Origin of the sequence: Streptomyces sp. NBC_00464, assembly GCF_036013915.1 — a bacterium.
Taxonomy (GTDB): Bacteria; Actinomycetota; Actinomycetes; order Streptomycetales; family Streptomycetaceae; genus Streptomyces.
In genome coordinates this window covers 4,706,399-4,728,553 of sequence record NZ_CP107899.1, presented here as the reverse complement: position 1 = coordinate 4,728,553, position 22,155 = coordinate 4,706,399, and the positions used below count along the sequence as shown (strand labels likewise).

The 22,155-nt window shown below is 69.5% G+C and carries 18 protein-coding genes and 1 riboswitch; of the genes, 3 read left to right on the top strand and 15 right to left on the bottom strand.

Annotated elements, in window-relative coordinates:
* Positions 1-17: 17 nt before the first annotated feature.
* From OG912_RS21315 to OG912_RS21305, 3 genes are all read right to left on the bottom strand, one after another.
* The gene (locus OG912_RS21315) at positions 18-932 is read right to left on the bottom strand and encodes an ABC transporter permease (protein ID WP_327710785.1); all 915 of its coding nucleotides are present in this window, start codon (positions 930-932) and stop codon (positions 18-20) included.
* Entirely contained in the window at positions 929-1,924 is a 996-nt protein-coding gene (locus OG912_RS21310; RefSeq protein ID WP_326736587.1) for an ABC transporter permease, read from the bottom strand. The genes OG912_RS21315 and OG912_RS21310 overlap by 4 nt, the downstream gene beginning before the upstream one ends.
* A gap of 218 nt (positions 1,925-2,142) precedes the next feature.
* Complete coding sequence (locus OG912_RS21305; RefSeq protein WP_327710783.1) at positions 2,143-3,879, bottom strand: ABC transporter substrate-binding protein; 1,737 nt, start codon at positions 3,877-3,879, stop codon at positions 2,143-2,145.
* A gap of 223 nt (positions 3,880-4,102) precedes the next feature.
* Between OG912_RS21305 and OG912_RS21300 the strand changes: the two genes are divergently transcribed.
* The 3 genes from OG912_RS21300 (at position 4,103) to OG912_RS21290 (ending at position 8,693) form a co-directional block, all read left to right on the top strand.
* On the top strand, positions 4,103-5,122 hold the full coding sequence (locus tag OG912_RS21300; RefSeq protein ID WP_327710782.1) for a LacI family DNA-binding transcriptional regulator: 1,020 nt from the start codon (positions 4,103-4,105) through the stop codon (positions 5,120-5,122).
* Between the two features lie 217 nt (positions 5,123-5,339).
* Positions 5,340-6,110 carry an ABC transporter ATP-binding protein gene (locus OG912_RS21295; protein ID WP_326736590.1) on the top strand — a complete coding sequence of 257 codons (771 nt, stop codon included), beginning with the start codon at positions 5,340-5,342 and terminating at the stop codon, positions 6,108-6,110.
* A gap of 54 nt (positions 6,111-6,164) precedes the next feature.
* Positions 6,165-8,693 (top strand): ABC transporter permease, encoded by a 2,529-nt coding sequence (locus tag OG912_RS21290; RefSeq protein WP_327710780.1) that lies wholly within the window; start codon positions 6,165-6,167, stop codon positions 8,691-8,693.
* Positions 8,694-8,765: 72 nt separating this feature from the next.
* On the opposite strand, the gene OG912_RS21285 is transcribed toward OG912_RS21290, so the two are convergent.
* From OG912_RS21285 to OG912_RS21230, 12 genes are all read right to left on the bottom strand, one after another.
* Positions 8,766-10,070, bottom strand: coding sequence for a cyclopropane-fatty-acyl-phospholipid synthase family protein (locus OG912_RS21285; protein WP_327710778.1), 1,305 nt, complete (start codon positions 10,068-10,070; stop codon positions 8,766-8,768).
* Between the two features lie 363 nt (positions 10,071-10,433).
* The gene (locus OG912_RS21280) at positions 10,434-11,819 is read right to left on the bottom strand and encodes an NAD(P)/FAD-dependent oxidoreductase (RefSeq protein WP_326736593.1); all 1,386 of its coding nucleotides are present in this window, start codon (positions 11,817-11,819) and stop codon (positions 10,434-10,436) included.
* A gap of 435 nt (positions 11,820-12,254) precedes the next feature.
* On the bottom strand, positions 12,255-13,199 hold the full coding sequence (locus OG912_RS21275; RefSeq protein WP_327710777.1) for a Ppx/GppA phosphatase family protein: 945 nt from the start codon (positions 13,197-13,199) through the stop codon (positions 12,255-12,257).
* 132 nt (positions 13,200-13,331) lie between these two features.
* Positions 13,332-13,871, bottom strand: coding sequence for a DUF501 domain-containing protein (locus tag OG912_RS21270; RefSeq protein ID WP_327710776.1), 540 nt, complete (start codon positions 13,869-13,871; stop codon positions 13,332-13,334).
* A gap of 95 nt (positions 13,872-13,966) precedes the next feature.
* On the bottom strand, positions 13,967-14,437 hold the full coding sequence (locus OG912_RS21265; RefSeq protein ID WP_327710775.1) for an FtsB family cell division protein: 471 nt from the start codon (positions 14,435-14,437) through the stop codon (positions 13,967-13,969).
* 115 nt (positions 14,438-14,552) lie between these two features.
* Positions 14,553-15,833: a phosphopyruvate hydratase gene (eno, locus tag OG912_RS21260; protein WP_073738482.1), complete on the bottom strand. Its 1,281-nt coding sequence runs from the start codon at positions 15,831-15,833 to the stop codon at positions 14,553-14,555.
* Positions 15,834-16,119: 286 nt separating this feature from the next.
* Positions 16,120-16,881 carry a transglycosylase family protein gene (locus OG912_RS21255; RefSeq protein ID WP_327710774.1) on the bottom strand — a complete coding sequence of 254 codons (762 nt, stop codon included), beginning with the start codon at positions 16,879-16,881 and terminating at the stop codon, positions 16,120-16,122.
* Positions 16,882-16,885: 4 nt separating this feature from the next.
* Positions 16,886-17,059: riboswitch (cyclic di-AMP (ydaO/yuaA leader) on the bottom strand.
* Between the two features lie 300 nt (positions 17,060-17,359).
* On the bottom strand, positions 17,360-18,319 hold the full coding sequence (locus OG912_RS21250) for a transglycosylase family protein (RefSeq protein WP_327710772.1): 960 nt from the start codon (positions 18,317-18,319) through the stop codon (positions 17,360-17,362).
* 104 nt (positions 18,320-18,423) lie between these two features.
* A complete protein-coding gene (locus tag OG912_RS21245; protein ID WP_327710770.1) occupies positions 18,424-19,740 on the bottom strand; it encodes a cytochrome P450 family protein in 1,317 nt (438 codons plus the stop codon).
* 19 nt (positions 19,741-19,759) lie between these two features.
* Entirely contained in the window at positions 19,760-20,734 is a 975-nt protein-coding gene (locus OG912_RS21240) for a nucleoside triphosphate pyrophosphohydrolase (protein WP_327713496.1), read from the bottom strand.
* A gap of 32 nt (positions 20,735-20,766) precedes the next feature.
* Complete coding sequence (locus tag OG912_RS21235; protein ID WP_326736601.1) at positions 20,767-21,423, bottom strand: SurA N-terminal domain-containing protein; 657 nt, start codon at positions 21,421-21,423, stop codon at positions 20,767-20,769.
* Between the two features lie 208 nt (positions 21,424-21,631).
* Positions 21,632-22,075, bottom strand: a complete 444-nt coding sequence (locus OG912_RS21230; RefSeq protein ID WP_326736602.1) for a hypothetical protein — start codon at positions 22,073-22,075, stop codon at positions 21,632-21,634.
* Positions 22,076-22,155 lie beyond the last annotated feature (80 nt).

The following is a 22,155-nucleotide window of genomic DNA, read 5'->3' as shown; positions in this document are numbered from 1 at the left end:
ACGGTGGAAGTCATGTCTCAGGCCTCCCGGAGCTTCGGGTTGAAGACCTCGTCGAGGCCGACGTTGGCGACGTAGAGCGCGCCGACGATCGCGGTGATCCCGGCGCCCGGCGGGACGAACCACCACCACATGCCGAGTTGGAGCGCGCTCCACTGCTGGGCGCTCTGCAGCATCATCCCGAGCGAGACGCCCTCGGTGGGGCCGAGCCCGATGAAGTCGAGCGAGGAGGCGATCAGCACGGATCCGCCGAAGAGCAGGATGAACATCATGAACAGGTACGAGCTCATGTTGGGCGCGATCTCGCGGAAGACGATCCGCCAGGTGCCGCTGCCGCTGAGCCGGGCCAGGTCCACGAACTCCCGGGTGCGCAGCGAGAACGTCTGCGCGCGGATCGCGCGCGCCGCCCAGGGCCAGGAGGTGAGCCCGATGAACAGGCCCTGCACGGCAACCGACCGGACCCCGAGGTAGGCGTTGATGATCAGCAGCACGGCGAGGGCGGGCAGCACCAGGACCACGTTGGTGAGCATGTTGAGGATCTCGTCGACCGCTCCGCCCCGGTAGCCGGCCAGGAAGCCGACGAGCATGGCGATGACGGCGGCGATGGCCCCGCCGACGACGCCGACCAGGAAGGTGGCACGCAGCCCGTGCACGAACTGGGCGTACACGTCCTGGCCGAAGGTGGTGGTGCCCATCCAGTACGTGCCGTCGGGCGGCGACGCCTGCGGGCCCACGTATTCGTTGGGGTCGGCGTTGTCGAGCAGCGGCGGGCCGAAGACGCCGACGAGCAGGAGCAGCACGACGACGGTGAACCCGATGATGAGCTTGGGGTTGCGCACCGCGTAGTGGAGCGTCTCGCGGCCGGGTGTGGCCGCGGCGGCCGCGGGCCCCGCTGCGGGGCCGGTGTCGGTGGCCGGTTCGGGCACGGTGCTCATGACTGGCCTCCTGCCATGCCGGTACGGGTCCGGGGGTCGACGACGACGTACACGATGTCGATGAGGAAGTTGGCGATCAGTACGCCGATGACGATGAACAGGAACGCGCCCTGGAGCAGGAAGAAGTCCTGGTTCTGGATCGCGGCCAGGATCAGTGAGCCGAGCCCCGGATAGGCGAAGACGATCTCGGTGACGAGGGCTCCGGCCACCAGGACGCCCAGCTGGAGGGCGAGTCCGGTGATCTGGGGCAGGACGGCGTTGCGGAAGGCGTAGCGGCGGATGAGCCGCTGCGGTGCGCCGAGGGCCGAGAGATACGAGGAGTAGTCGGACTCCAGCTCGTAAATGATCATGTTGCGCATGCCGATCGCCCAGCCGCCGAGCGCGACCAGGAACAGCGAGAGGAACGGCAGCACCCAGTGCTGGAGCAGGTCCAAGGCGAAGTCAGTGGACCAGTTCGGCTGGATGTCGAGGCTGTAACCGCCGGAGATCGGGAACCAGCCCGCCTTGGAGCCGAGCGCCCAGGCGAGGATGACGGCGATCCACATGTACGGCATCGCGGTCAGCAGATACCCGGCGGGCAGCACGGTGTTGTCGAGCACCTTGCGGCGGGCGGCCAGCGCCCCGGCCCAGTTGCCGACGAACCAGCTGAGCAGGACGGACGGGATCATCAGCCCGAGCGTGTACGGGAGTGCGTCGAGCAGAACGTCGGCGACGGGCTTGGGGAAGACCCAGATGGACAGCCCGAAGTCGCCCTGCAGCAGGGCGCTCCAGAAGTGCAGGTACTGCTGCCAGACGGGCTCGTCGAAGCCGAAGAGGTTGTTGTAGTAGGCGCGCATGGCCTCGACGGCCTCGGGCTGCGAGACCCGGGCCCTGGCCACCATGGCGGCGACGGGGTCGCCGGGCATGAAGCGCGGGATCATCCAGTTGACGGTGACGGCGACGACGAAGGTCAGTGCGTAGATCAGAAGTTTGCGGGCGAAGTAGCGGCGCAAGGGAGCTCCCCGGAGAGAGCCCCGCCGTGCAGGCGGCGGTCAGGGCGGCACACGCGCGGCGGGGCGGTCATGGAATCGAGAGCGACCGGCGCGGGGCCGGCCGCTCTCCCGGAACGGCCGGTGCTGGGCCGGCCGCCTTCTCGGAACGGCCGGCGCACGGTCGGCCGCTCTCTCGGAACGGCCGGCGCAGGGGCGGCCGCTCTCTCAGAACGGGCGTGTCACTTGGCGGGCTTGAGCTGGGTGAGGGCTTCGAAGCCGCCCATCTCCAGCCAGTTGCGCCACAGCGCCGGCGCGTACTTGGGCGCACCCGCGGCATCCGACGGCCAGTTCGTCCAGTTTCCGGTGGTGGACTGGGCCCAGAGGCCGTTGTACCAGAGCGGAATGACCGGCATCTCCTTGAGCTGGATCGCCTGGATCCTGGAGATGACCTTCTTCATGCCCTCGACGTCATCGGTCTTCACCGCGCCGAGTTCCTGGACGAGCTTCCATGCCTCGGGGTTCTCGTACCGGCCGAAGTTGACCGTGTTCTGCTGCTTCTGGACGGGCAGCTGGAACATGTACTCGTAGTACGTCCACGGGGTGCTGGACAGCTGGCGCTCGTTGTTGACGACGAGGTCGAAGTTGCCCTTGCCGCGCGTCTCGTTGAGCGCGTTCGCGTCGGGGAACTCGGTGGTGATGCTGATACCCGCGTCCTTGGCCGACGAGGCGATGACCTTGGCGGCCTCCATCCAGTCGGTCCAGCCGGTGGGCACGGCCAGCTTCAGACTGAGCTTCGAGCCGTCCTTGTTCTCCACCAGGCCGTCGCCGTCGGTGTCCTTGTACCCGGCGTCCGCGAGGATCTGCTTGGCCTTGTCGGTGTCGAAGGAGAAGCCCTCACGGGAGACCAGGTCCTGATCGACGAACTTGTCCCACTGCGGAAGCAGACCGGTCGGGTTGGCGGGCTTGACCAGTTCCCCGTACACACCCTTGACGATCTTCCCGGTGTCGACCGAGGCGGCGAGCGCCCTGCGGAAGGCCGCGTCGTTCATCGGCTTCTTCGTGGTGTTGGGCACCAGCCAGGCCGTGTTGGCGGAGAGCATGTAGGGCGGCTTGTCGTAGTACGAGACGACCTTCTTGCTCTTGATCAGCGAGGAGGCGCCGGGCAGGAAGTTGTTGCTGAGGTCCAGCTGGCCCTGGCCCAGCTGACCGATGACGACCTCGTTGCTCGGGTTGGAGACGTCGACGATGTAACGGGGCGCGGGCTTCATGTCGAGCGCCTTGACGCCCCACCAGTCGTCGCGGCGCTGCCAGACGACCCGGTCCTGGGAGTGGCTCTTGAGCGTGTACGCGCCGGTGCCGACCGGCTTGTCGTTGACGCCGTCGAGGATCTCCTTCTCGGCGCGCTTGCTCCAGATGTGCTCCGGGACGATCGGCTGTCCGTAGAGGGTGAAGTCCCACTCCTGGTAGCGGGCCTCCTTGAAGGTGAAGCGGACCGTCGTGGCGTCCACCGCCTTGGCGTCCGACAGCCAGCTCCACAGGGTGTGGAAGGACGAGGCCTCGATCTTGCCGATCCCGTAGGAGTACGCGACGTCCTTGGCGGTCAGCGGCTTGCCGTCCGACCAGGTGATGCCCGGACGGAGCTTCATCTCGTACGTCTTGGCGCCGGTCCAGCTGCCCGACTCCGCCAGCCAGGGCGTCAGCTTGCCCGCGTTGGGGTCGAAGTGGAACAGCGTCTCGTAGACCAGCCCCTTGGTGCCGGTCGCGTGGTCCCAGTTGTGCAGCGGGTTGTAGTTGGCCGGTGGCCCCCATTGCGTACCGGTGGTGTAGAGCGTCTCGTTGCGCGGAAGCGCACCGCCGCCCCCGCCGCCCGATCCGCCCGAGCCGCCCGCCGAGGAGCCGCCCCCCGTGCACGCGGTGGCGGCGAGTGCGATCACGGCGAGCGTGGCCGCGGTCCGTCCCCGGAATCCCGTGCCCATCGTCCCTCCTTCTCCCCGCCGTCCTTGCCGAGCGGAGTTACTGAACCGGGTAAGTGCCGTGAAGCTAAGGCCGCCGCGAGAGCATGTCAAGAGAGCGGGAGCGCTCCCATTCCTTTATTTTCATGGGCAGTTGGGCGATCATCCTTCCGAGAGAGAAGCCGCGCACGCGAGAGCTGAAGACCATGTTGTTTCATGTAGTACGAACCGGTTAAGCGAGGTCGCATTGCCCAGACACCGCCCCACGATCGCCGACATAGCGCGCCGCGCCGGGGTCTCCAAGGTCGCGGTGTCCTATGCGCTGAACGACCGGCCGGGCGTCTCCCCCACGACCCGCGCCACCATCAAGGCCATCGCGCAGGAGATCGGCTGGCAGCCCAACAGCGCCGCCCGCGCCCTCACCCGCGCCCGGGCCGACGCGGTCGGTCTCGCCCTGTGCCGGCCCGCCCGGCTGCTCGGCATGGAGCCGTTCTTCATGGAGCTGATCAGCGGGATCGAGAGCGAACTCTCGCCGCGCGGCTGCGCCCTGCTCCTCCAGGTCGTCACCGATCCGGCGCAGGAGCTGGAGGTCTACCGCCGCTGGTGGGGCGAGGGCCGGGTGGACGGCGTGTTCCTCGCCGACCTGCGCAGCCCCGACCCCCGGATCGACGGCGTCGCCGGGATGGGCCTGCCGGCCGTGGTCATCGGCCACCCCTCGGCGGCCGGCCCCCTGCCCTCCGTATGGTCGGACGAACACGCGGCGCTCCGGGACACCCTCACGTATCTGACCGCGCTGGGCCACCGGTCCATCGCCCGGGTCGCGGGAATGCCCGGCCTCAACCACACGGAGCTGCGCGACCGGGCCCAGCGCGAGATCTGCGCCGGACTCGGCCTCGGTGAACCGGTCATCGTCCACACGGACTACTCCGGGCAGGACGGGGCGCATGCCACCCGACGGCTGATCAGTTCCGCGCAGCGCCCCACCGCCGTCGTCTACGACAACGACATCATGGCCGTGGCCGGTCTCTCGGTCGCCCAGGAGATGGGGCTCGACGTGCCGGGCGACCTCTCCCTCGTCGCCTGGGACGACTCCCAGCTCTCCCGGGTGGTCCGGCCGCCGCTCACCGCGCTGAGCCGCGACATCCCCGCGTACGGGGGGCATGCCGCGCGCACCCTGCTGTCCCTGGTCACCGACGGAGCGGCGGCGTGCTTCGAGGACGCGGCGGCCCGCCTGGTCCCGCGCGGGTCGACGGCCCCGCCGCGGTAGGAGGCGCGGACGGCCCTCGGGGCCGATGTCATACCGCAGGAGGACACCGGGCCCCCGCGATGCGACTCAAGGCTGCCCCGGGAACGGGCACCGGGAGTGACGACCTGCGGCCGGCCGGCGGAGACGATGGAGCAGTGCCCTGCCCCGGGCCTCCGCCGCCCGGCGGGGCCGTCGGGCGGGCTGCCCGTCCCGTACGAACCCGACCCTGGAGTCTCCCGTGACCACCATGTCCACCGCTCACCGCGCCACCGCGGTGGCCGCCCGCGCCACGGAACTCTCCAAGGTCTACGGAGAGGGCGAGACCAAGGTGACCGCCCTGGACCGGGTCACCGTGGACTTCCCGCAGGGCGAGTTCACCGCGATCATGGGCCCGTCGGGATCCGGCAAGTCCACCCTGATGCACTGCGTGGCCGGCCTCGACAGCTTCAGCAGCGGTTCGGTACGCATCGGCGAGACGGAGCTGGGGTCCCTCAAGGACAAGCAGCTCACCCAGCTGCGCCGGGACAAGATCGGTTTCATCTTCCAGGCGTTCAACCTCCTGCCGACGCTGACCGCGCTGGAGAACATCACGCTGCCGATGGACATCGCGGGCCGCAAGCCCGACCAGGACTGGCTGCGCAAGGTCATCGACATGGTCGGCCTCGCCGACCGGCTGAAGCACCGGCCCACCGAACTCTCCGGCGGCCAGCAGCAGCGCGTCGCCGTCGCCCGCGCCCTGGCCTCGCAGCCCGAGATCATCTTCGGCGACGAGCCCACCGGAAACCTGGACTCGCGCTCCGGCGCCGAGGTCCTCGGCTTCCTGCGCAACTCGGTGCGCGAACTGGGCCAGACCGTGGTGATGGTGACCCACGACCCGGCCGCCGCCTCCTATGCGGACCGGGTGATCTTCCTGGCGGACGGGGCGATCGTCGACCAGATGACGCACCCCACCGCGGACGGGGTGCTGGACCGGATGAAGGCGTTCGACGCCAAGGGCCGCACCAGCTGAGCCCGGGCTCCCTCCCGCGCCCCCTTCCGGCCCCCTCCCCCAGGACTGACTGACATGTTCCGTACCGCCCTGCGCAATGTGCTCTCGCACAAGGCCAGGCTGCTGATGACCGTCCTCGCCGTGATGCTCGGCGTGGCCTTCGTCTCCGGCACCCTGGTCTTCACCGACACCCTCGGCAACGCCTTCCGCAACCAGTCGGCGAAGAGCTACGACGACATCGCCGTCGCCGTCACCACCCATGCCGACCAGCGCGACGAGAAGTCCGCCGCCATCGACGCCGCCACCCTGAAGAGGATCCAGGCCCTGGACGGCGTGGCCTCCGCCACCGGCCGGGTCGACGGCTTCGCCGGGGTCGCGGACCCCGACGGCAAGCTCATCGGCAACGGCTGGTCCAACACCGGCTCCAACTTCGCCCCCGGCAAGGACGGCAAGGACGCGCAGTACACCTTCACCGACGGCTCCGGACCGACCGCGGCAGGCGGGGTCGCCCTGGACGAGGACACCGCGAAGAAGGGTGAGTACGAGGTCGGCGACAAGGTACGGGTCGCGACCAACGGGCCGGTGAAGGAGTACACCCTGTCCGGGGTCTTCACCACCGAGGACGGCGCCGTCAACGCCGGCGGCAGCCTGGTCCTGTTCGACACCCCCGTCGCCCAGAAGCTGTTCCTGCGGCCGGGCGAGTTCAGGGACGTCACCGTCACCGCCGCCCCCGGCACCTCCGACCAGCAGGTACTGACCGCCGTCGAGCCGCTGCTGCCCAAGGACGCCGAGGCCAAGACCGGCAAGGCGCGCGCGGACGAGCAGGCCGACCAGACCGAGACCGCCCTGAGCAGCCTCAACAAGCTGCTGCTCTCCTTCGCGGGCATCGCCCTCTTCGTCGGCATCTTCCTGATCGCCAACACCTTCACCATGCTGGTCGCCCAGCGCACCAAGGAGCTGGCACTGCTGCGCGCCGTCGGCGCCTCGCGCCGCCAGGTCAAGCGCTCGGTGCTGATCGAAGCGGCCGTGGTCGGCCTGATCGCGTCCGTCGTCGGCTTCGCCCTGGGCCTCGGCCTCGCCACCGGACTGCGCTCCGCGATGAGCCTGATCGGCGGAAAGATCCCGGCCGGACCGCTGGTGATCGCGCCGCTCACCGTCGTCGCCGCCTTCGGCGTCGGCGTCCTGATCACCGTGCTGGCCGCCTGGCTGCCCGCCCGCCGGGCCGCGAAGATCCCGCCGGTCGCTGCGATGAACAGCCAGTACGCGGTGGCCACGGTGAAGTCCCTCGTGCTGCGCAACTCGATCGGCGGCGTCATCACCCTGCTCGGCGGCGCGGTTGTCGTGGCAGGCGCGGCGAAGGCCGGGTCGAACGGTCAGCTTCTCCTCGCGGGCGGCGCCTTCCTGGCCCTGATCGGCGTCATCATCCTGATCCCGCTGCTCTCCCGCCCCGTGATCGCCCTGGTGCGCCCGCTGCTGCTGCGGCTGTTCGGGGTCTCCGGCAAGCTGGCCGCGCAGAACGCGGTCCGCAACCCGCGGCGTACCGGAGCCACCGCGTCCGCACTGGCGATCGGGCTCACCCTCGTCACCGGAATCTCGGTGCTCGGCGTCACCCTCGGCCAGGCGGTCGACAAGATGACGACGGACAACATCAAGGCCGACTACATGGTCTCGATGGCCAGCGGCGACGCACTCGACGAGTCGGCGCTCACCGCCCTGGAGAAGGCCGCCGGCGTCACCGCCCTCTCGCCCCAGCAGGCCGTCTGGCTGGACATCGGCGACACCTCGCTCTCGGCCTCCGGTGTCACCCCCGGCGATGTGCAGAAGGTCCTCACCGTCGACACCGTCGCGGGCTCCCTGGACTCCCTGGGCAAGGGCGAGATCGCCGTCTCGGACAAGACCGCGAAGTCGAACGGCTGGAAGACCGGGGACACCGTCCCGGTCACGTACGAGGACGACAAGAAGGGCAACCTGAAGGTCGGCGCCCTCTACAAGGACAACGAGTTCCTCTCGCCGGTCCTGATCCCCCGTGACGTCGTGGCCCCGCACCAGGGCCGTGCGGACATCCGCGAGATCTGGGTGAAGACGGACGGCGGCGCGAGCGCGGCCCACGAGCAGGCGCTGGTCGACGCCCTGGGCGACAACCCCGGCATGAGCATCATGGACCGCAAGGACATCCGTGACATGTTCGGCGGCGGCATCAACCTCGCGATGAACATCATGTACGGGCTGTTGGCCATGGCGCTGATCATCGCGGTGCTCGGGGTCGTCAACACCCTGGCCATGTCGGTGTTCGAGCGGCAGCAGGAGATCGGCATGCTGCGGGCCATCGGCCTGGACCGGCGCAAGGTCAAGCGCATGATCCGGCTGGAGGCCGTCGTCATCTCGCTCTTCGGCGCGGTGGTCGGCATCGGGCTCGGCATGTTCCTCGGCTGGGCGATCGGTCAGACGGTGGCGGCGGAGATCCCGCAGTACGTCCTGGTCGTGCCGTGGGGCCGGATCGCGCTCTTCCTGCTCCTGGCCGGTCTGGTGGGGGTGCTGGCCGCCCTGTGGCCGGCCCGCAACGCCGCGAAGCTGAACATGCTGACGGCGATCAAGACGGAGTAGCACGGAACAGGACACGGCAGAGGGCCGGTACCCGCCATGGCGGGTACCGGCCCTCTGCCGTGCCGTCCTGGATCAGCCGGTCGCGTCGGCCTTCCAGTCGCGGGCGCGCAGCGGCATGCGGGCGCCCCCGCCGTCGGCCGGGCGGACCGCGAGGATCTGGTTCACGCCGATCTTGTTGTGCTCGAAGGAGAGCGCGGAGGCGGCCATGTAGAGGCGCCAGACCCTGGCCCTGCCGGGCGAGGTCATCCGTACCGCCCTGTCCCAGTCCCCCTCCAGGTTGGCGACCCAGCGGCGCAGGGTGAGGGCGTAGTGCTCGCGGAGCGACTCGACGTCGCGCGTCTCGAAACCGGCTTCTTCGAGCGTCGCGACGGTCCGGCCGACCGGGGCCAGCTCGCCGTCCGGGAAGACGTAGGCGTCGATGAACTCGTCCACGTGGTAGGCGGACTCGTCCTTCTCCGGGCGGCGGGCGATCTGGTGGTTGAGGAGACGCCCGCCGGGCTTGAGGAGTGCGTAGAGGTCGTCGGCGTACTCGCGGTAGCGAACCGAGCCGACGTGTTCGGCCATGCCGATCGAGGAGATGGCGTCGTACGGGCCGTCCCTGACGTCCCGGTAGTCCTGAACCCGGATCTCGATCCGGTCGGTCAGGCCCTCCTCGGCAATGCGCTTCCTGGCGAAGGCGGCCTGTTCCACGGAGAGGGTCACTCCGGTGACGCGGGCGCCGTACTCGCGGGCGGCGTGGATGGCCATGGAGCCCCAGCCGCAGCCGACATCCAGGAGGCGGTCGTCCTCCTTCAGCGCGAGCTTGCGGCAGACCAGGTCGAGCTTGTCGCGCTGAGCGTCCTCCAGGTTCCCGCCGTCCTCCCAGTAGGCGCAGGAGTAGACCATGGACGGGCCGAGGACCAGTTCGTAGAAGTCATTGCCCACGTCGTAGTGGTGGCTGATGGCCTCCTTGTCGCGGCGCTTGGTGTGGAGGGTGCCGGAACGCCGGCGTACCTCCTCGGGCGGGGGCGGGGGCGGCGGCCAGGGGCCCGCCAGTTGCAGCAGTCCCTTGGCGGCGGACCGCAGCTTCGGGTCGCGGACCGGATGGACGCTGTCCTTCGCGTCGCCGCCGCGCTCCCAGATCAGCCCGGCCATCAGGTCCAGGGCCGCGTACAGATCGCCTTCGATGTCGAGCTCGCCGGCCACCCAGGCGCGGGCCAGGCCCAGTTCGCCCGGCTTCCACAGCAGTCGGCGCAGGGCGCGGCGGTTCCTGATGACGAGGACAGGGGCACCGGGGGGTCCGGATTCGCTGCCGTCCCAGGCCCGGATACGGACCGGCAGGGGTTCTCCCAGCAACTCCTGGGCGAGAGCGGTCAGCCGCGATGCGGCGTCTGCCATGGCGCACACCTCCGTGATGGTGTTTCCCAACGTGCCCAGACATGCCCAGACATGTCTCGGACCACGCCCCGGCACCCTTGGCGCCACGGCGAGGTACACCCCCCACAACAGTTTCCGGCGGCCCGGCCATACCGCTACTGCGCAATGGAACGGCAAAATACTTGTACCGCACATGCATCCGCCGGGAGGCTGGCCCCCGCACTCCCGCGGCGGCTGCCGCGCCGACCTGCGCCGATACGCCGAAGGGGCCGTCCGCACCACGGATGGCGGACGGCCCCTTCGGGCGTCGTGCGACTGTCTGTCGCGGATACGGAGATCCGCGGACCGGACCGGAGGAGCTGAGCCCTCCCGTCCGGGTGTGGACTAGGAGGCCTTGGCCTTCTCGCCCACGGGCTTCGCGGCGGCGGGGGCCGGCGCCGGCTTGGCGGCCTCGTAGAACTCCTCGCGCGGAGTCTCCATGGCGCCGAGCGAGACGACCTCGCGCTTGAGGAACATCGCCAGGGTCCAGTCGGCGAAGATCCGGATCTTACGGTTCCAGGTCGGCATCGCCATGCCGTGGTATCCGCGGTGCATGTACCAGGCGAGACGGCCCTTGAGCTTGATCTTCACCTTGCCCATGACGATCATCGCGACGCCCTTGTGCAGGCCCAGACCGGCGACCGCACCCTTGTTGGCGTGGCTGTATTCGCCCTGCGGGAAGCCGCGCATCCCGGAGATGACGTTGTCGCCGAGGACCTTGGCCTGACGCAGCGCGTGCTGGGCGTTCGGCGGGCACCAGGCGTTCGGGTTGCCGGCCTTGCGGCCGATCATGTCCGGCACCTGGGCGTTGTCGCCCGCGGCCCAGATGTAGTCGGTGCCCTGCACCTGGAGCTTCTCGTTGGTGTCGACGTGGCCACGCGGGCCGAGCGGCAGGCCGAAACGGGCCAGCGCCGGGTTCGGCTTCACACCGGCGGTCCACACGATGGTGTTGGAGTCGACCTCCAGGCCGTTCTTCAGCACCACGTGACCGTCGACGCAGGAGTCCATGGAGGTCGAGAGGAAGACCTCGACACCCCGGGACTCCAGGTGCTCCCGGCCCCAGGTGCCCAGCTTCGGGCCGACCTCGGGAAGGATCTTGTCGGCGGCGTCGACGAGGATGAAGCGCATGTCCTCGCGCTTCACGTTCGTGTAGTACTTCGCCGCGTCGCGGGCCATGTCCTCGACCTCGCCGATGGTCTCCGCACCGGCGAAACCGCCGCCCACGAAGACGAACGTCAGCGCCCTGCGGCGGACGTCCTCGTCGGTCGTCGAGTCAGCCTTGTCCAGCTGCTCCAGGACGTGGTTGCGCAGGCCGATGGCCTCCTCGATGCCCTTCATGCCGATGCCCTGTTCGGCCAGGCCGGGGATCGGGAAGGTACGGGAGACGGCGCCCATCGCGATGACCAGGTAGTCGAAGGGCAGCTCGTAGGCCTCGCCGACGAGCGGCGCAACCGTGGCGACCTTGCGGTCCTGGTCGATGGTCGTGACTCGGCCGGTGAGAACCTCAGCCTTGGGCAGCACGCGTCGCAGTGGGACGACGACATGCCGAGGCGAGATGCTGCCGGCAGCAGCTTCGGGGAGGAAGGGCTGGTAGGTCATGTACGACCGGGGGTCGACGACCGTGACGGTCGCCTCTCCGTAGCGCATCTTCTTCAGAATGCGCCGAGCTGCGTACAGGCCTACGTACCCACCGCCTACTACGAGGATCCTGGGACGCTCCGTGGTGCTCATGCCATCGAGTATCCACCCCCCTCGGGGGGCACGCTCGTGAGCCCCTTCACAAGGTATGGCCCACCCTCTGCTACACTTCGCCGCCCACGTGACCCAGGTCATGGCCCCGCAGGGGAACCACAACACCCTGGCGAACGTTGTTCACCGCTTGTGAGCTGGCCCTTGAGCCGCCGAGCGAGGTGGACCACCCCTCCGATTCACACTCCCGCAACGCGTCCGGAACCCTCCCGTATGCGGCGCGGGCGACCCCGCACACCCTCCCGTGGGCCCGTTCGGAGCAGAAGTCCGCCCCAGGGGGCCGATTTCCTTGTGAAGAAGTTCACGAACTTCGTCGCGCCGTGTCCCCGAAGGTGCCCGCAGAAGGGTTCCGAGCGGCTCAAAAGTGCAGGCCGGAGTGCTGATGAGCAGCGTTCGCGGCCGGCTGCGGGACAGGTCTCAGCGGGCCGCGTAGAAGGCGATGCCGTCGAGAATGTCGTGTTCGCTGACGACGACCTCGCGTGCCCCGGTCCGCTCCATCACGGCCAGCAGGATCAGCGCCCCCGAGGTGATCACATCGACCCGGCCCGGGTGCATCGCACCGATCGCCGCACGCTCGGCATGGGTCGAGGCGAGCAGCCGCCCGGTGATCTCCCGGACCTGCTCCAGGGAGATCCGTGAGTGGTGGATCGCCTCGGAGTCGTACTCCTCGAGCCCCAGCGCGATGGCGGCCACCGTGGTGACCGTCCCGGCGAGGCCGACGAGCGTGGCCGCAGAGGTGAGCGGGACGGTCTCCTCCGCGAGGTCCAGGGCGGCGTCCACGTCGGCCCGGATCGCGTCGATCGCGGCCGGCGCGGGCGGGTCGGCGACGACACCGTCCCGCATGAGGTGGCGCTCGGTCATCCGGACGCAGCCGATGTCCACGGACCGGGCGGACCGCACCCGGTCGTCGCCGACGACGAACTCGGTGGAGCCGCCGCCGATGTCCACGACGAGATACGGCTTGGCGAGGTCGTCGCGCCCGACGAGCTCCTTGGTGGCCCCGTCGAACGAGAACTCGGCCTCCTGGTCGCCGGTGATCACCTCCGGCTCGACGCCCAGGATGTCCAGCACGCCACGGACGAAGTCGGCCCTGTTCTCCGCGTCGCGGGAGGCGGAGGTGGCGACGAAGCGGATCTTCTCCGCACCGTGCTCCTTGATCACCGCCGCGTACTGCCGGCAGGCGGCGAAGGTCCGCTCCAGCGCCTCGGGGGCGAGCCGCCCGGTCCGGTCGACCCCCTGCCCCAGCCGGACGATCTCCATCCGCCGGTCGAGCTCGACGAGCTCCCCCGTGACGGGGTCGGCGTCCGCGACGAGCAGTCGGATGGAGTTGGTACCGCAGTCAATGGCGGCTACACGCGTCATCTCTTCAGCCTCTCCGGCTCATCATGTCTTTCAAGCCCCACCGACGGCACTTCAAGCCCCTGGGGGTCCCCCGGACGAAGTCCGGGGGAGATTGAGGAGCGGGGGCCGGGGGCAGAGCCCCCGGCAGGAACCTCAGCCCTCGTCCCCGTCCGCCCCGCCGCAAGGCGAAACGCACGGTCCCTTGCGCCACCACTCCGGCAGCATCGCGATCGCCTCGTCCCCGAGCGGGTTCACGCCCGGCCCCGCGGCCAGCGAGTGCCCGACGAGCACGTGCAGGCACTTCACCCGGTCCGGCATGCCGCCCGCGCTCGGGAAGCCCTCCAGCACCTCGATGGCGTCACGCCGCGCGATGTAGTCCTCGTGCGCGGCCCGGTACGCCGCGGCCAGCTCGGGGTCCGTACCGAGGCGCTCGGTCATCTCCTTCATGACCCCGTTCGCCTCCAGCGTGCCGATCGCGGAGGCCGCGCGCGGGCACGTCAGATAGAACGTCGTCGGGAACGGCGTACCGTCCTCCAGCCGGGGCTGCGTCTCGACCACGTCCGGGTTGCCGCACGGGCAGCGGTGCGCGATCGCGCGCAGCCCCCGCGGCGGGCGCCCCAGCTGCTGCTGGAACGCGGCGATGTCCGCGTCGGAGGGCGCGGTGGACTCGGTCTGGGGAGGGGGCGTTTCCATGCCTGCCTAGGGTTCTGATCGGACTGCTCGAACTGCGGTTCTGCAGATGTACGGGTGTGCGGGTGTACGGGTGTACGGCGAAGAGGGGCTGCGGCTCAGCCGCGGTCGGCGCTGTCGACGCCGTCCCACAGATTGGAGTGCCACGGCCGGTCGGACTCCTCCGGCTTCCCGTTGCGCTCCTTGACCGCGTCGGGGTCGACCACGGTGTAGCCGGTCTCCCCGGGAAGAAGGTAGTGCAGGTGCTCACGGGCCAGCCGCTTGATGTACGCGTCGTCCTGGAGCCGCGCCTTCTCGTCGCGCAGCTCCTCGGTACGGGCCTCGGCCTCCTGCGCCAGCCGCTCCTGGTCGGCGATCTCGTCACGCTGCGACACGTACTGCCGCATCGGGTACGCGAGAGCGACGATCAGTGAGCAGACGATCAGGGCCAGGAAGGCGGCCCGGCCGGTGAGCCGGGAGCGGCGGGCCTGCCGGCGGTTCTGGGACCGGTAGACGCGGGCCGCGGTCTGCTCGCCGAGCAACCGCAGCCGGGTCGCGGTGGAGAACCGGTCCCGGTCCTTCGCGGCCATGTCTCCGCCTCCCCATTACGCACGTCCGTCCCCGCACACGGTACGGGACCGAGTGCGGGGACGGACGGAGGCCGGGGCACTTGACCCCGCCGGGCTTTACCGGGCCTGCTGTGTGTCAGCCCTTGAAGCGCGGGAACGCCGAGCGGCCGGCGTACACCGCGGCGTCGTCGAGGATCTCCTCGATGCGCAGCAGCTGGTTGTACTTGGCGACGCGGTCCGAGCGGGCCGGGGCACCGGTCTTGATCTGGCCGCAGTTCACGGCGACCGCGAGGTCGGCGATGGTGACGTCCTCGGTCTCGCCGGAACGGTGCGACATCATGCACTTGAAGCCGTTGCGCTGGGCCAGCTCGACGGCGTCCAGGGTCTCGGTCAGCGAACCGATCTGGTTGACCTTGACGAGCAGGGCGTTGGCGGAGCCCTCCTCGATGCCGCGGGCCAGACGCTCCGGGTTGGTGACGAAGAGGTCGTCGCCGACGATCTGCACCTTGGCGCCGATCTTGTCGGTGATGACCTTCCAGCCGGCCCAGTCGTCCTCGTACAGCGGGTCCTCGATGGAGACCAGCGGGTACGCGGAGACGAGCTCCTCGTAGTACTCGGTCATCTCGGCGGCCGAGCGGGACTTGCCCTCGAACTCGTACTTGCCGTCCTTGTAGAACTCCGAGGCGGCGACGTCGAGCGCGAGCGCGATGTCCTTGCCCGGGGCGTAGCCGGCTTCCTTGATGGCCTCGACGATGAGGTCCAGGGCGGCGCGGTTCGACTCCAGGTTCGGCGCGAAGCCGCCCTCGTCACCGAGACCGGTGGACAGGCCCTTGGTCTTCAGGACCTTCTTCAGCGTGTGGTAGACCTCGGCGCCCCAGCGCAGGGCCTCGGAGAAGGACTCCGCGCCGATCGGAGCGATCATGAACTCCTGGATGTCCACGTTGGAGTCGGCGTGCGACCCACCGTTGAGGATGTTCATCATCGGGACGGGCAGCAGGTGCGCGTTCGGGCCACCGAGGTAGCGGAACAGCGGCAGGTCCGAGGCCTCGGAAGCGGCGTGGGCCACGGCGAGCGAGACGCCGAGGATGGCGTTGGCGCCGAGGGAGCCCTTGTTCTCGGTGGCGTCCAGGTCGAACATCGCCTGGTCGATCAGCCGCTGCTCGGTCGCGTCGTAGCCGACGAGCTCCGGGCCGATCTGCTCGATCACGGCGAGGACAGCCTTCTCGACACCCTTGCCGTGGTAGCGGTTGGGGTCTCCGTCACGAAGCTCGATGGCCTCGAACGCACCGGTGGAGGCGCCGGACGGAACGGCAGCACGGCCCGTGCTGCCGTCGTCGAGGCCGACCTCGACCTCGACCGTGGGGTTTCCGCGGGAGTCGAGGATTTCCCTGGCTACGACGACGTCGATGGACGGCACGAGGCATCTCCTTCTGGGATATGACGCTGGTGGTGCAGGGTCGCTTTGGCCTTGCGACAAGAGCCTAACCGGCCTGGCCGCCTCAACCGGCCGACCGCCCGTCCCCTGGGACGAAAAAGGACCCAAGGACAGGCAGAGTGGGGCAAACGGTCAGAATTTTACTGACGAGTAACTACAACAGTTGAACGATCAACGCCGAAACCGGCCGACCCCGGCCCGGTACGCACGGGGGGAAGGTGCGCACCGGGCCGGGGCGGCCGGAATGGTCAGCGAGGAGAGATCGCGACTACTTCGTCAGGTGGAGCTGCTGGCCCGGGTAGATCAGGTCGGCGTCCGTGACGATGTCCTTGTTCAGCTTGAAGAGCTGCTCCCAGCCACCCTTGACCTGGTGGTCGGCGGCGATCTTGCTCAGCGAGTCGCCGGTGACGACCTTGTACTCGCCGTCACCCTTCTCGACCTTCTTGCCGGTCGGGGTGGTGACGGTCTTCGACTCGGCCTTGGGGGCGGCCGAGCGGTCCGAGCGGTTGGTGGCGGGGGCCTCGGTGCGCTCGGCCTTCTTCGGCTCGGCCTGCTGGACCGGCGCCGACTCCTGCTTCGGGGCGGCCTCGGCCTTGGGGGCGGTCTCCGTCTTGGCGGCGGAGGAGCCGGTGTCGACGCCCGGGTCGACACCGTCGTTGCTCAGGTTGCCGGCGCCGGCGCAGGACCAGGCACCCGGGCCCTGCAGGTCGAGGAGCTTCTCGGCGACGGCGATCTGCTGGGCCTTGGTGGCCAGGTCGGCGCGGGCCGCGTACTGGGTGCCACCGGCGGCGGCCCAGCTGGACTGGGAGAACTGCAGGCCACCGTAGTAACCGTTGCCGGTGTTGATGGACCAGTTGCCGCCGGACTCGCACTGGGCGACGGCGTCCCACGTGGAGACGGAGGCGGCGGAGGCGCCGGTGGCACCCATCAGGGGCACGGCGATGGCGGCACCGGCGACACCGGCGAGCGTGGCGATACGGACGGCCTTGGACGGGCGACGGTGCTTGTTGCCCTTGCTGTTGAGCAGCATCGAGACTTCTCCTCACCGACGCCTACGAGGTGAGCTGTCGGGTTCGGGCCTAGTGAGTTGCCCGGTCGCACGTCCTAGCGCACGACTTAACCCCTAGCCGCTCCCGATGCGTCGTGTTCGACGACCGGGCCCGGCGCTTACCTGGGTCCCCCGCTCCTGCCTACGGCGCTTTACGCGTCTGTTCCCTTCGACCGACGGCAGGATTCGGCGTGACGATCGACGGGGCCCGCGGTGCGAGCGGTTCCGACCGTAAACACACCCGCCCTCATATCCAAAGATGGACATACCGGATAAACAGCCCTTACTTGCATCCGAAGAACCATCGTTTGCGCAGGTCGGAACGGATGCGGCGGGACCTCCCGGACAAGACACGCCAGTTCACGCAAAGAGACCCATGTCTCACTCGGTCAAAAGTGGGACATAGGCCTCTTAACTACCCCAACTTTTGGGGTGTTTTCAGCTGATCATCAGACCGCGCTCACTCGGCCTTCACGCCGAGATCGAGGCTCTGGCCAGGAAGAATGAGGTCCGGATCGGAGCCGACCTCCGCCTTGTTGGCCTCGTACAGCTGGGTCCAGCCGCCGGACAGGTCCTGTGCGTCGGCAATGGCCCAGAGGCTGTCGCCCGCGCGCACGGTGTACGTACCGTCAGCAGCCGGGGCTCCGGTGTCGCGTGCGTCACTGTCACCGCGCGAGGCGTGCCGCCCCGCGTCCCGGTCAGCGCCGCGACCGCTCCCCCGGGTCTCCTCGGGAGCCGGAGCGCCCCGGTGCTTGCCGGCCTTCTCCTGACCCCCGGCGGGGTCCTCCTCGGCGCCGGAGGCGTCACCCGAGGGCGTGGTGGAGGGCGTGGCCGACGGAGAGGCGGACGCGTCCGGCGTCCCGCCCTTGCCCTTGGCCTCGTCCGCGGCGTCACCCGTGGCCTCGTCCGTCGGCTCCGTCGCGTCCGAGGACGTGTCGTCCGACGCGGCGTCATCCCCGGAGGGGTCGGCGCTCGCGGACGGATCCGCGCTTCCGGTCGGGTCGGCGGAGGGCGTGGTCCCGGGGTCCACACCCGGCAGACCGCTGTCCACGGCGAGGCCGGAGATGACCGCGCAGCTCGGCCACGCCTTCGGACCCTGGTCCTCCAGGACCTTCTCCGCCACGGCGATCTGCTGCGAGCGGCTGGCGAGGTCGGCGCGCTCGGCGTACGAATCACCGCCGTACGACTTCCAGACCTCCTGCGAGAACTGCAGGCCGCCGTAGTAGCCGTTGCCGAGGTCGGCACTCCACATGCCGCCGCTCTCGCACTCGGCCACCCGGTCCCAGGTCGAGGCGTCTGCGGCGTGCGCGCCTGCCGCGCCGAGCAGCGGGATGGCGATGGCCGAACCGGTCACGCCTGCGGCGACGATGATCGCGGGTGCCTGCCGAGGGCGACGGTGTCTGCCGTTAGCGGAGCCCATGGGGATGCCTTCCGTGTGACTGACGAGTGACTGGTGAGTCGACGGTGAACCTAGCGGGACTCGAACGTGTGTCACAAGTCGATGCAGCAGAGATCACGTGAAAGTCACAGAGTTGACAGAGTGTCACCTTCGTCGTGCGCCGGCCCCGGCGTGAACTCCACCGGCAGCGTGCGCAGTCCGCGCATGATGAGCCCGCCACGCCATCGCAAATCGGCAGGATCCCCCGCAAGTCGCAGGTCCGGAAGGCGTTTCAGAAGCGTGGCGAGGGCGGCCTGCCCCTCCAGCCGGGCGAGCGGTGCTCCCAGGCAGTAGTGGATGCCGTGCCCGTATCCGAGGTGCTGATTGTCACGCCGCGCAAGGTCCAGCGTGTCCGGCCCGTCGAAGCGTTCGGGGTCCCGGTCGGCGGCCGCCAGCACGACGAGTACGGGGTCACCCTCGCCGACCCGCTGCCCGCCGATGGTCAGCGCCTCGGTGGCATACCGCCAGGTCGCCAGCTCCACCGGGCCGTCGTACCGCAGCAGTTCCTCGACACCCGTGGCCAGCAGCTCCGTCTCCCCCGCGGCCAGGGAACGCTGGAGCTGCGCGCGCTGCTCCGGGTGACCCAACAGGGTGTGCACGCTGTTGCCGATCAAGTTCACGGTGGTCTCAAAACCGGCGAACAGGATGATAAAGCCCATCGCGGCGGCCTCGTTCTCCGTCAGATGCTCACCGTGGTCGCTCGCCCGAATCAGCCCCGAGATCAGGTCGTCCCCCGGGTTCTCGCGCTTGCGGTGGATCAGTTCGAGGAGATAGCTCCGCATCTTCTTCACGGAACGGGCCACCCCGCCGCGAGGGCCGCCGCCGTGGCGGATCATCATGCCCGCCCAGTCCCGGAAGTCGTCCTGGTCCTCGCGTGGAACGCCCAACAGGTCGCAGATCGCGTAGATGGGGAGCGGGAAGGCGAACTCGTGGATGAGGTCCGCCTCCCCCTTCTCGATGAAACCGTCGATGAGCCGGTCGGTCAGCTCCTGCACGCGCGGGGCGAACTCCGCGATGCGCCGGGGGGTGAACGCCTTGGACACGAGGCGGCGCAGCCGGGTGTGGTCGGGCGGGTCGATGTTCAGCAGATGCGTCATCAACTCGGCGTTGCGCTCGCCCGGGATCCCCGTCTTCCCCTTGGCGTGGGCGGACCCGGAGTGGTGCACCGGATTCTTGGACAGCCGGCTGTCGGCGAGGGCCTCCCTGGCGTCCGCGTACCGCGTCACCAGCCAGGCCTCGACCCCGCTGGGCAGCGTGGTGCGGTGCACGGGGCTGTGCTCGCGCAGCCAGGCATAGGCGGGGTACGGATCGGTGGCGAACTCCCACGTGAAGAGTTCGGGCGCGGCTGCGTCGCCGCCGTGGGCGGGGCAGCCGGAGGGGGCGTCGGCGGGTCGGTCGTTCACCCCCCGACGTTATCCGCTGCTACCCGACGCCCTCCGCCGCCCTGATCGCGTCCCGGTACGCACGCCCCGCGGCCCGCAGAGCCGCCTCCGGGTCGATGCCGTCCTCCTGGGCGCGCACGGCCAGGGCGAGGAGCCGGTAGCCGATGTCGTCACCCTCGCCCCCGCTCCCCGGAAGCGGGACGTCGAGTCCGGCGGTACGGACCCGGCTTGCCAGCTTCGCGGCGAGTGCCAGGCCGGGCTGGCCGAGCGGCACCCCGTCGGTGACCGACTCGCGCTGCTTCTCGATCGCCTTGGTTCGCAGCCAGTGCGCGTGGACGTCCTCCGGTGTCTCGGCGGTCTCGTCGCCGAAGACGTGGGGGTGTCGGTGGATCAGTTTCTCGACGAGGGTGGCCGCGACGTCGTCGACGGAGAACGGCTCCTCCTCATCCTCCTCGGCGATGCGCGCGTGGAAGACGACCTGGAGCAGTACGTCCCCTAGCTCCTCGCGGAGCTCTTCGCGGTTGCCGTCCTCGATCGCCTCGACGAGTTCGTACGCCTCCTCGATGGCGTACTTGGCGAGGCCCTTGTGGGTCTTCTGCGAGGTCCAGGGGCATTCGAGGCGGATGCGGTCCATGACCTGGACCAGATCGAGGAGCCGGGCGCCGGGCAGGTCGTACGAACCGGGCAGCAGCTCCAGGTTCGGCATCTGCACCCGCCCCGAACCGGCCAGCCTGGCCAGTTGGTCGGTCAGCGGCTGGTTGCCCTCGCCGCCGGTGAGGACGACGACGGTCCGGCCGCCGGCGCACGCGTCCACGAGTTCCTGCGCGTCGGGGACGCCGGGTGTGACGGTGATGCCCGCCTCGCGCAGATACGGCAGCTGGGGCTGGTCCTGCTCCCCGCAGTGCACGTGGTCGGCGGCGTGCAGGGTCTGCCAGGCGGGCCAGGACAGCAGTCCGGGCGCGACGCGGTGGCTGGCGGTGAGCAGGACGATGCGGCCGGGGTCTTCAGCGTTCACCATGCGAATCTACCCCGGCCGTCGGACAGTCCTCAGGCCCCGGCCTCCGCGGCCGACTGGGCCGGCTTGGTGACCTGGGTGATCCAGGGGGCCTTGTACTCCGCGAGCTGGATCTGCTGGTTGTTCCAGGTGCCGAAGCGCGGGTTGACGTCGACCTTCAGCGACTTGGACGCCTTCGTCAGCGCGTCGCCGAGGACCTTCGTGCCGGCCGGGGTCGTCGGGTCGGCGCCGAGTGCCTGGCCGAGCTTGTTCAGCTGGACCTGCTCACGCAGGAAGGCGTCGATCTGGTCCGGGGCGATCCAGCGTTCCTGGAGCACCGCGGCGCGCAGTCCGGCCTCTCCCTTGTACTGGGCGACGGCCGACTGCCGCATCTGCTGGATCTCGGCACGGGAGACGGTCACTCCCGCGTCCGCCGATGCCTTGTCCAGGACGCGGTCCAGGATCAGCCCGTGCAGTTTGGCGCGGACGAGCTGGCCGGACTGGTTGGTGATCTGGGCGGCCTGCTTCGAGCTGTCCTGCGCCTGGCGCACGTCGGCCACCTGGCCCTGCACGGTGGCCACCGTGATCCGGTCCCCGCCCACGAGGGCCGCGGCGCCCGGGTGGGCCTGGCTGCCGCAGGCGGCGAGGAGCGGCGCTGCGGCGAGCAGTGCGGCGGAGACGGTGAGCGCGGTGCGACGGCGGCGGTGCAAAGGAGCCTCCCGAGGAGATTGTGCGGCGGTGCACAAAGCCTTGCGGTGATCGATGTTAGGCAGTGGAACTGGTCCGGGCCACTGATTCGACCAACGATTCGGGAGGAGTTGGGGATGTGGGCGTCCGGCGGCGCGGCTCGGGCGGCGCGTTCGCCGGGTTTCGGCGGGTCTCTCGTGGGTCGAGGCCCGCCCCCGGACCGTCTGGCCGCTACACCGTCGCTGTCGCCGTAGGAACGAGTCCTGCCACGGCGTCCATGTCCTTGACGCCGAACCACGGGAAGAAGATGCGCAGGGCGCTCCCGGCGGACTCGTCGATCAGGATGAACGAGTGCTTCACGAATCCGCGCTTGATCTCGGTCCGCTTCACGTCCTTGATCTCGAACGTGGCCAGGTGCCGGTCCGGCTTCGCGAAGGTCGGGTTGGCCTGGAAGAGGAAGAGGCGTTCGCGGCTGCCCGCGAGATACATCGGCTGGGGGGCCGCGGCAGCGATCATCGTCCCGCCGCTCAGGACCGCCGCGGCGATGCCCATCGCCACGTTCTTCTTGACGGAGACCTCGCTGAGGTTCACCAGCGACGTCGCCTCGATCTGTTCACCGGGCTCCAGCATGACCGTGACGGCTTTCAGCAGGGCCCGGCGTCTTCTCGCGTTCACAACACACCTCTGGATGATCAAGGACTGGGGTGCGGTGAGCCGGTCGCAAGAGGTCATGCCGCGAGGCAGCGCCTCACCGG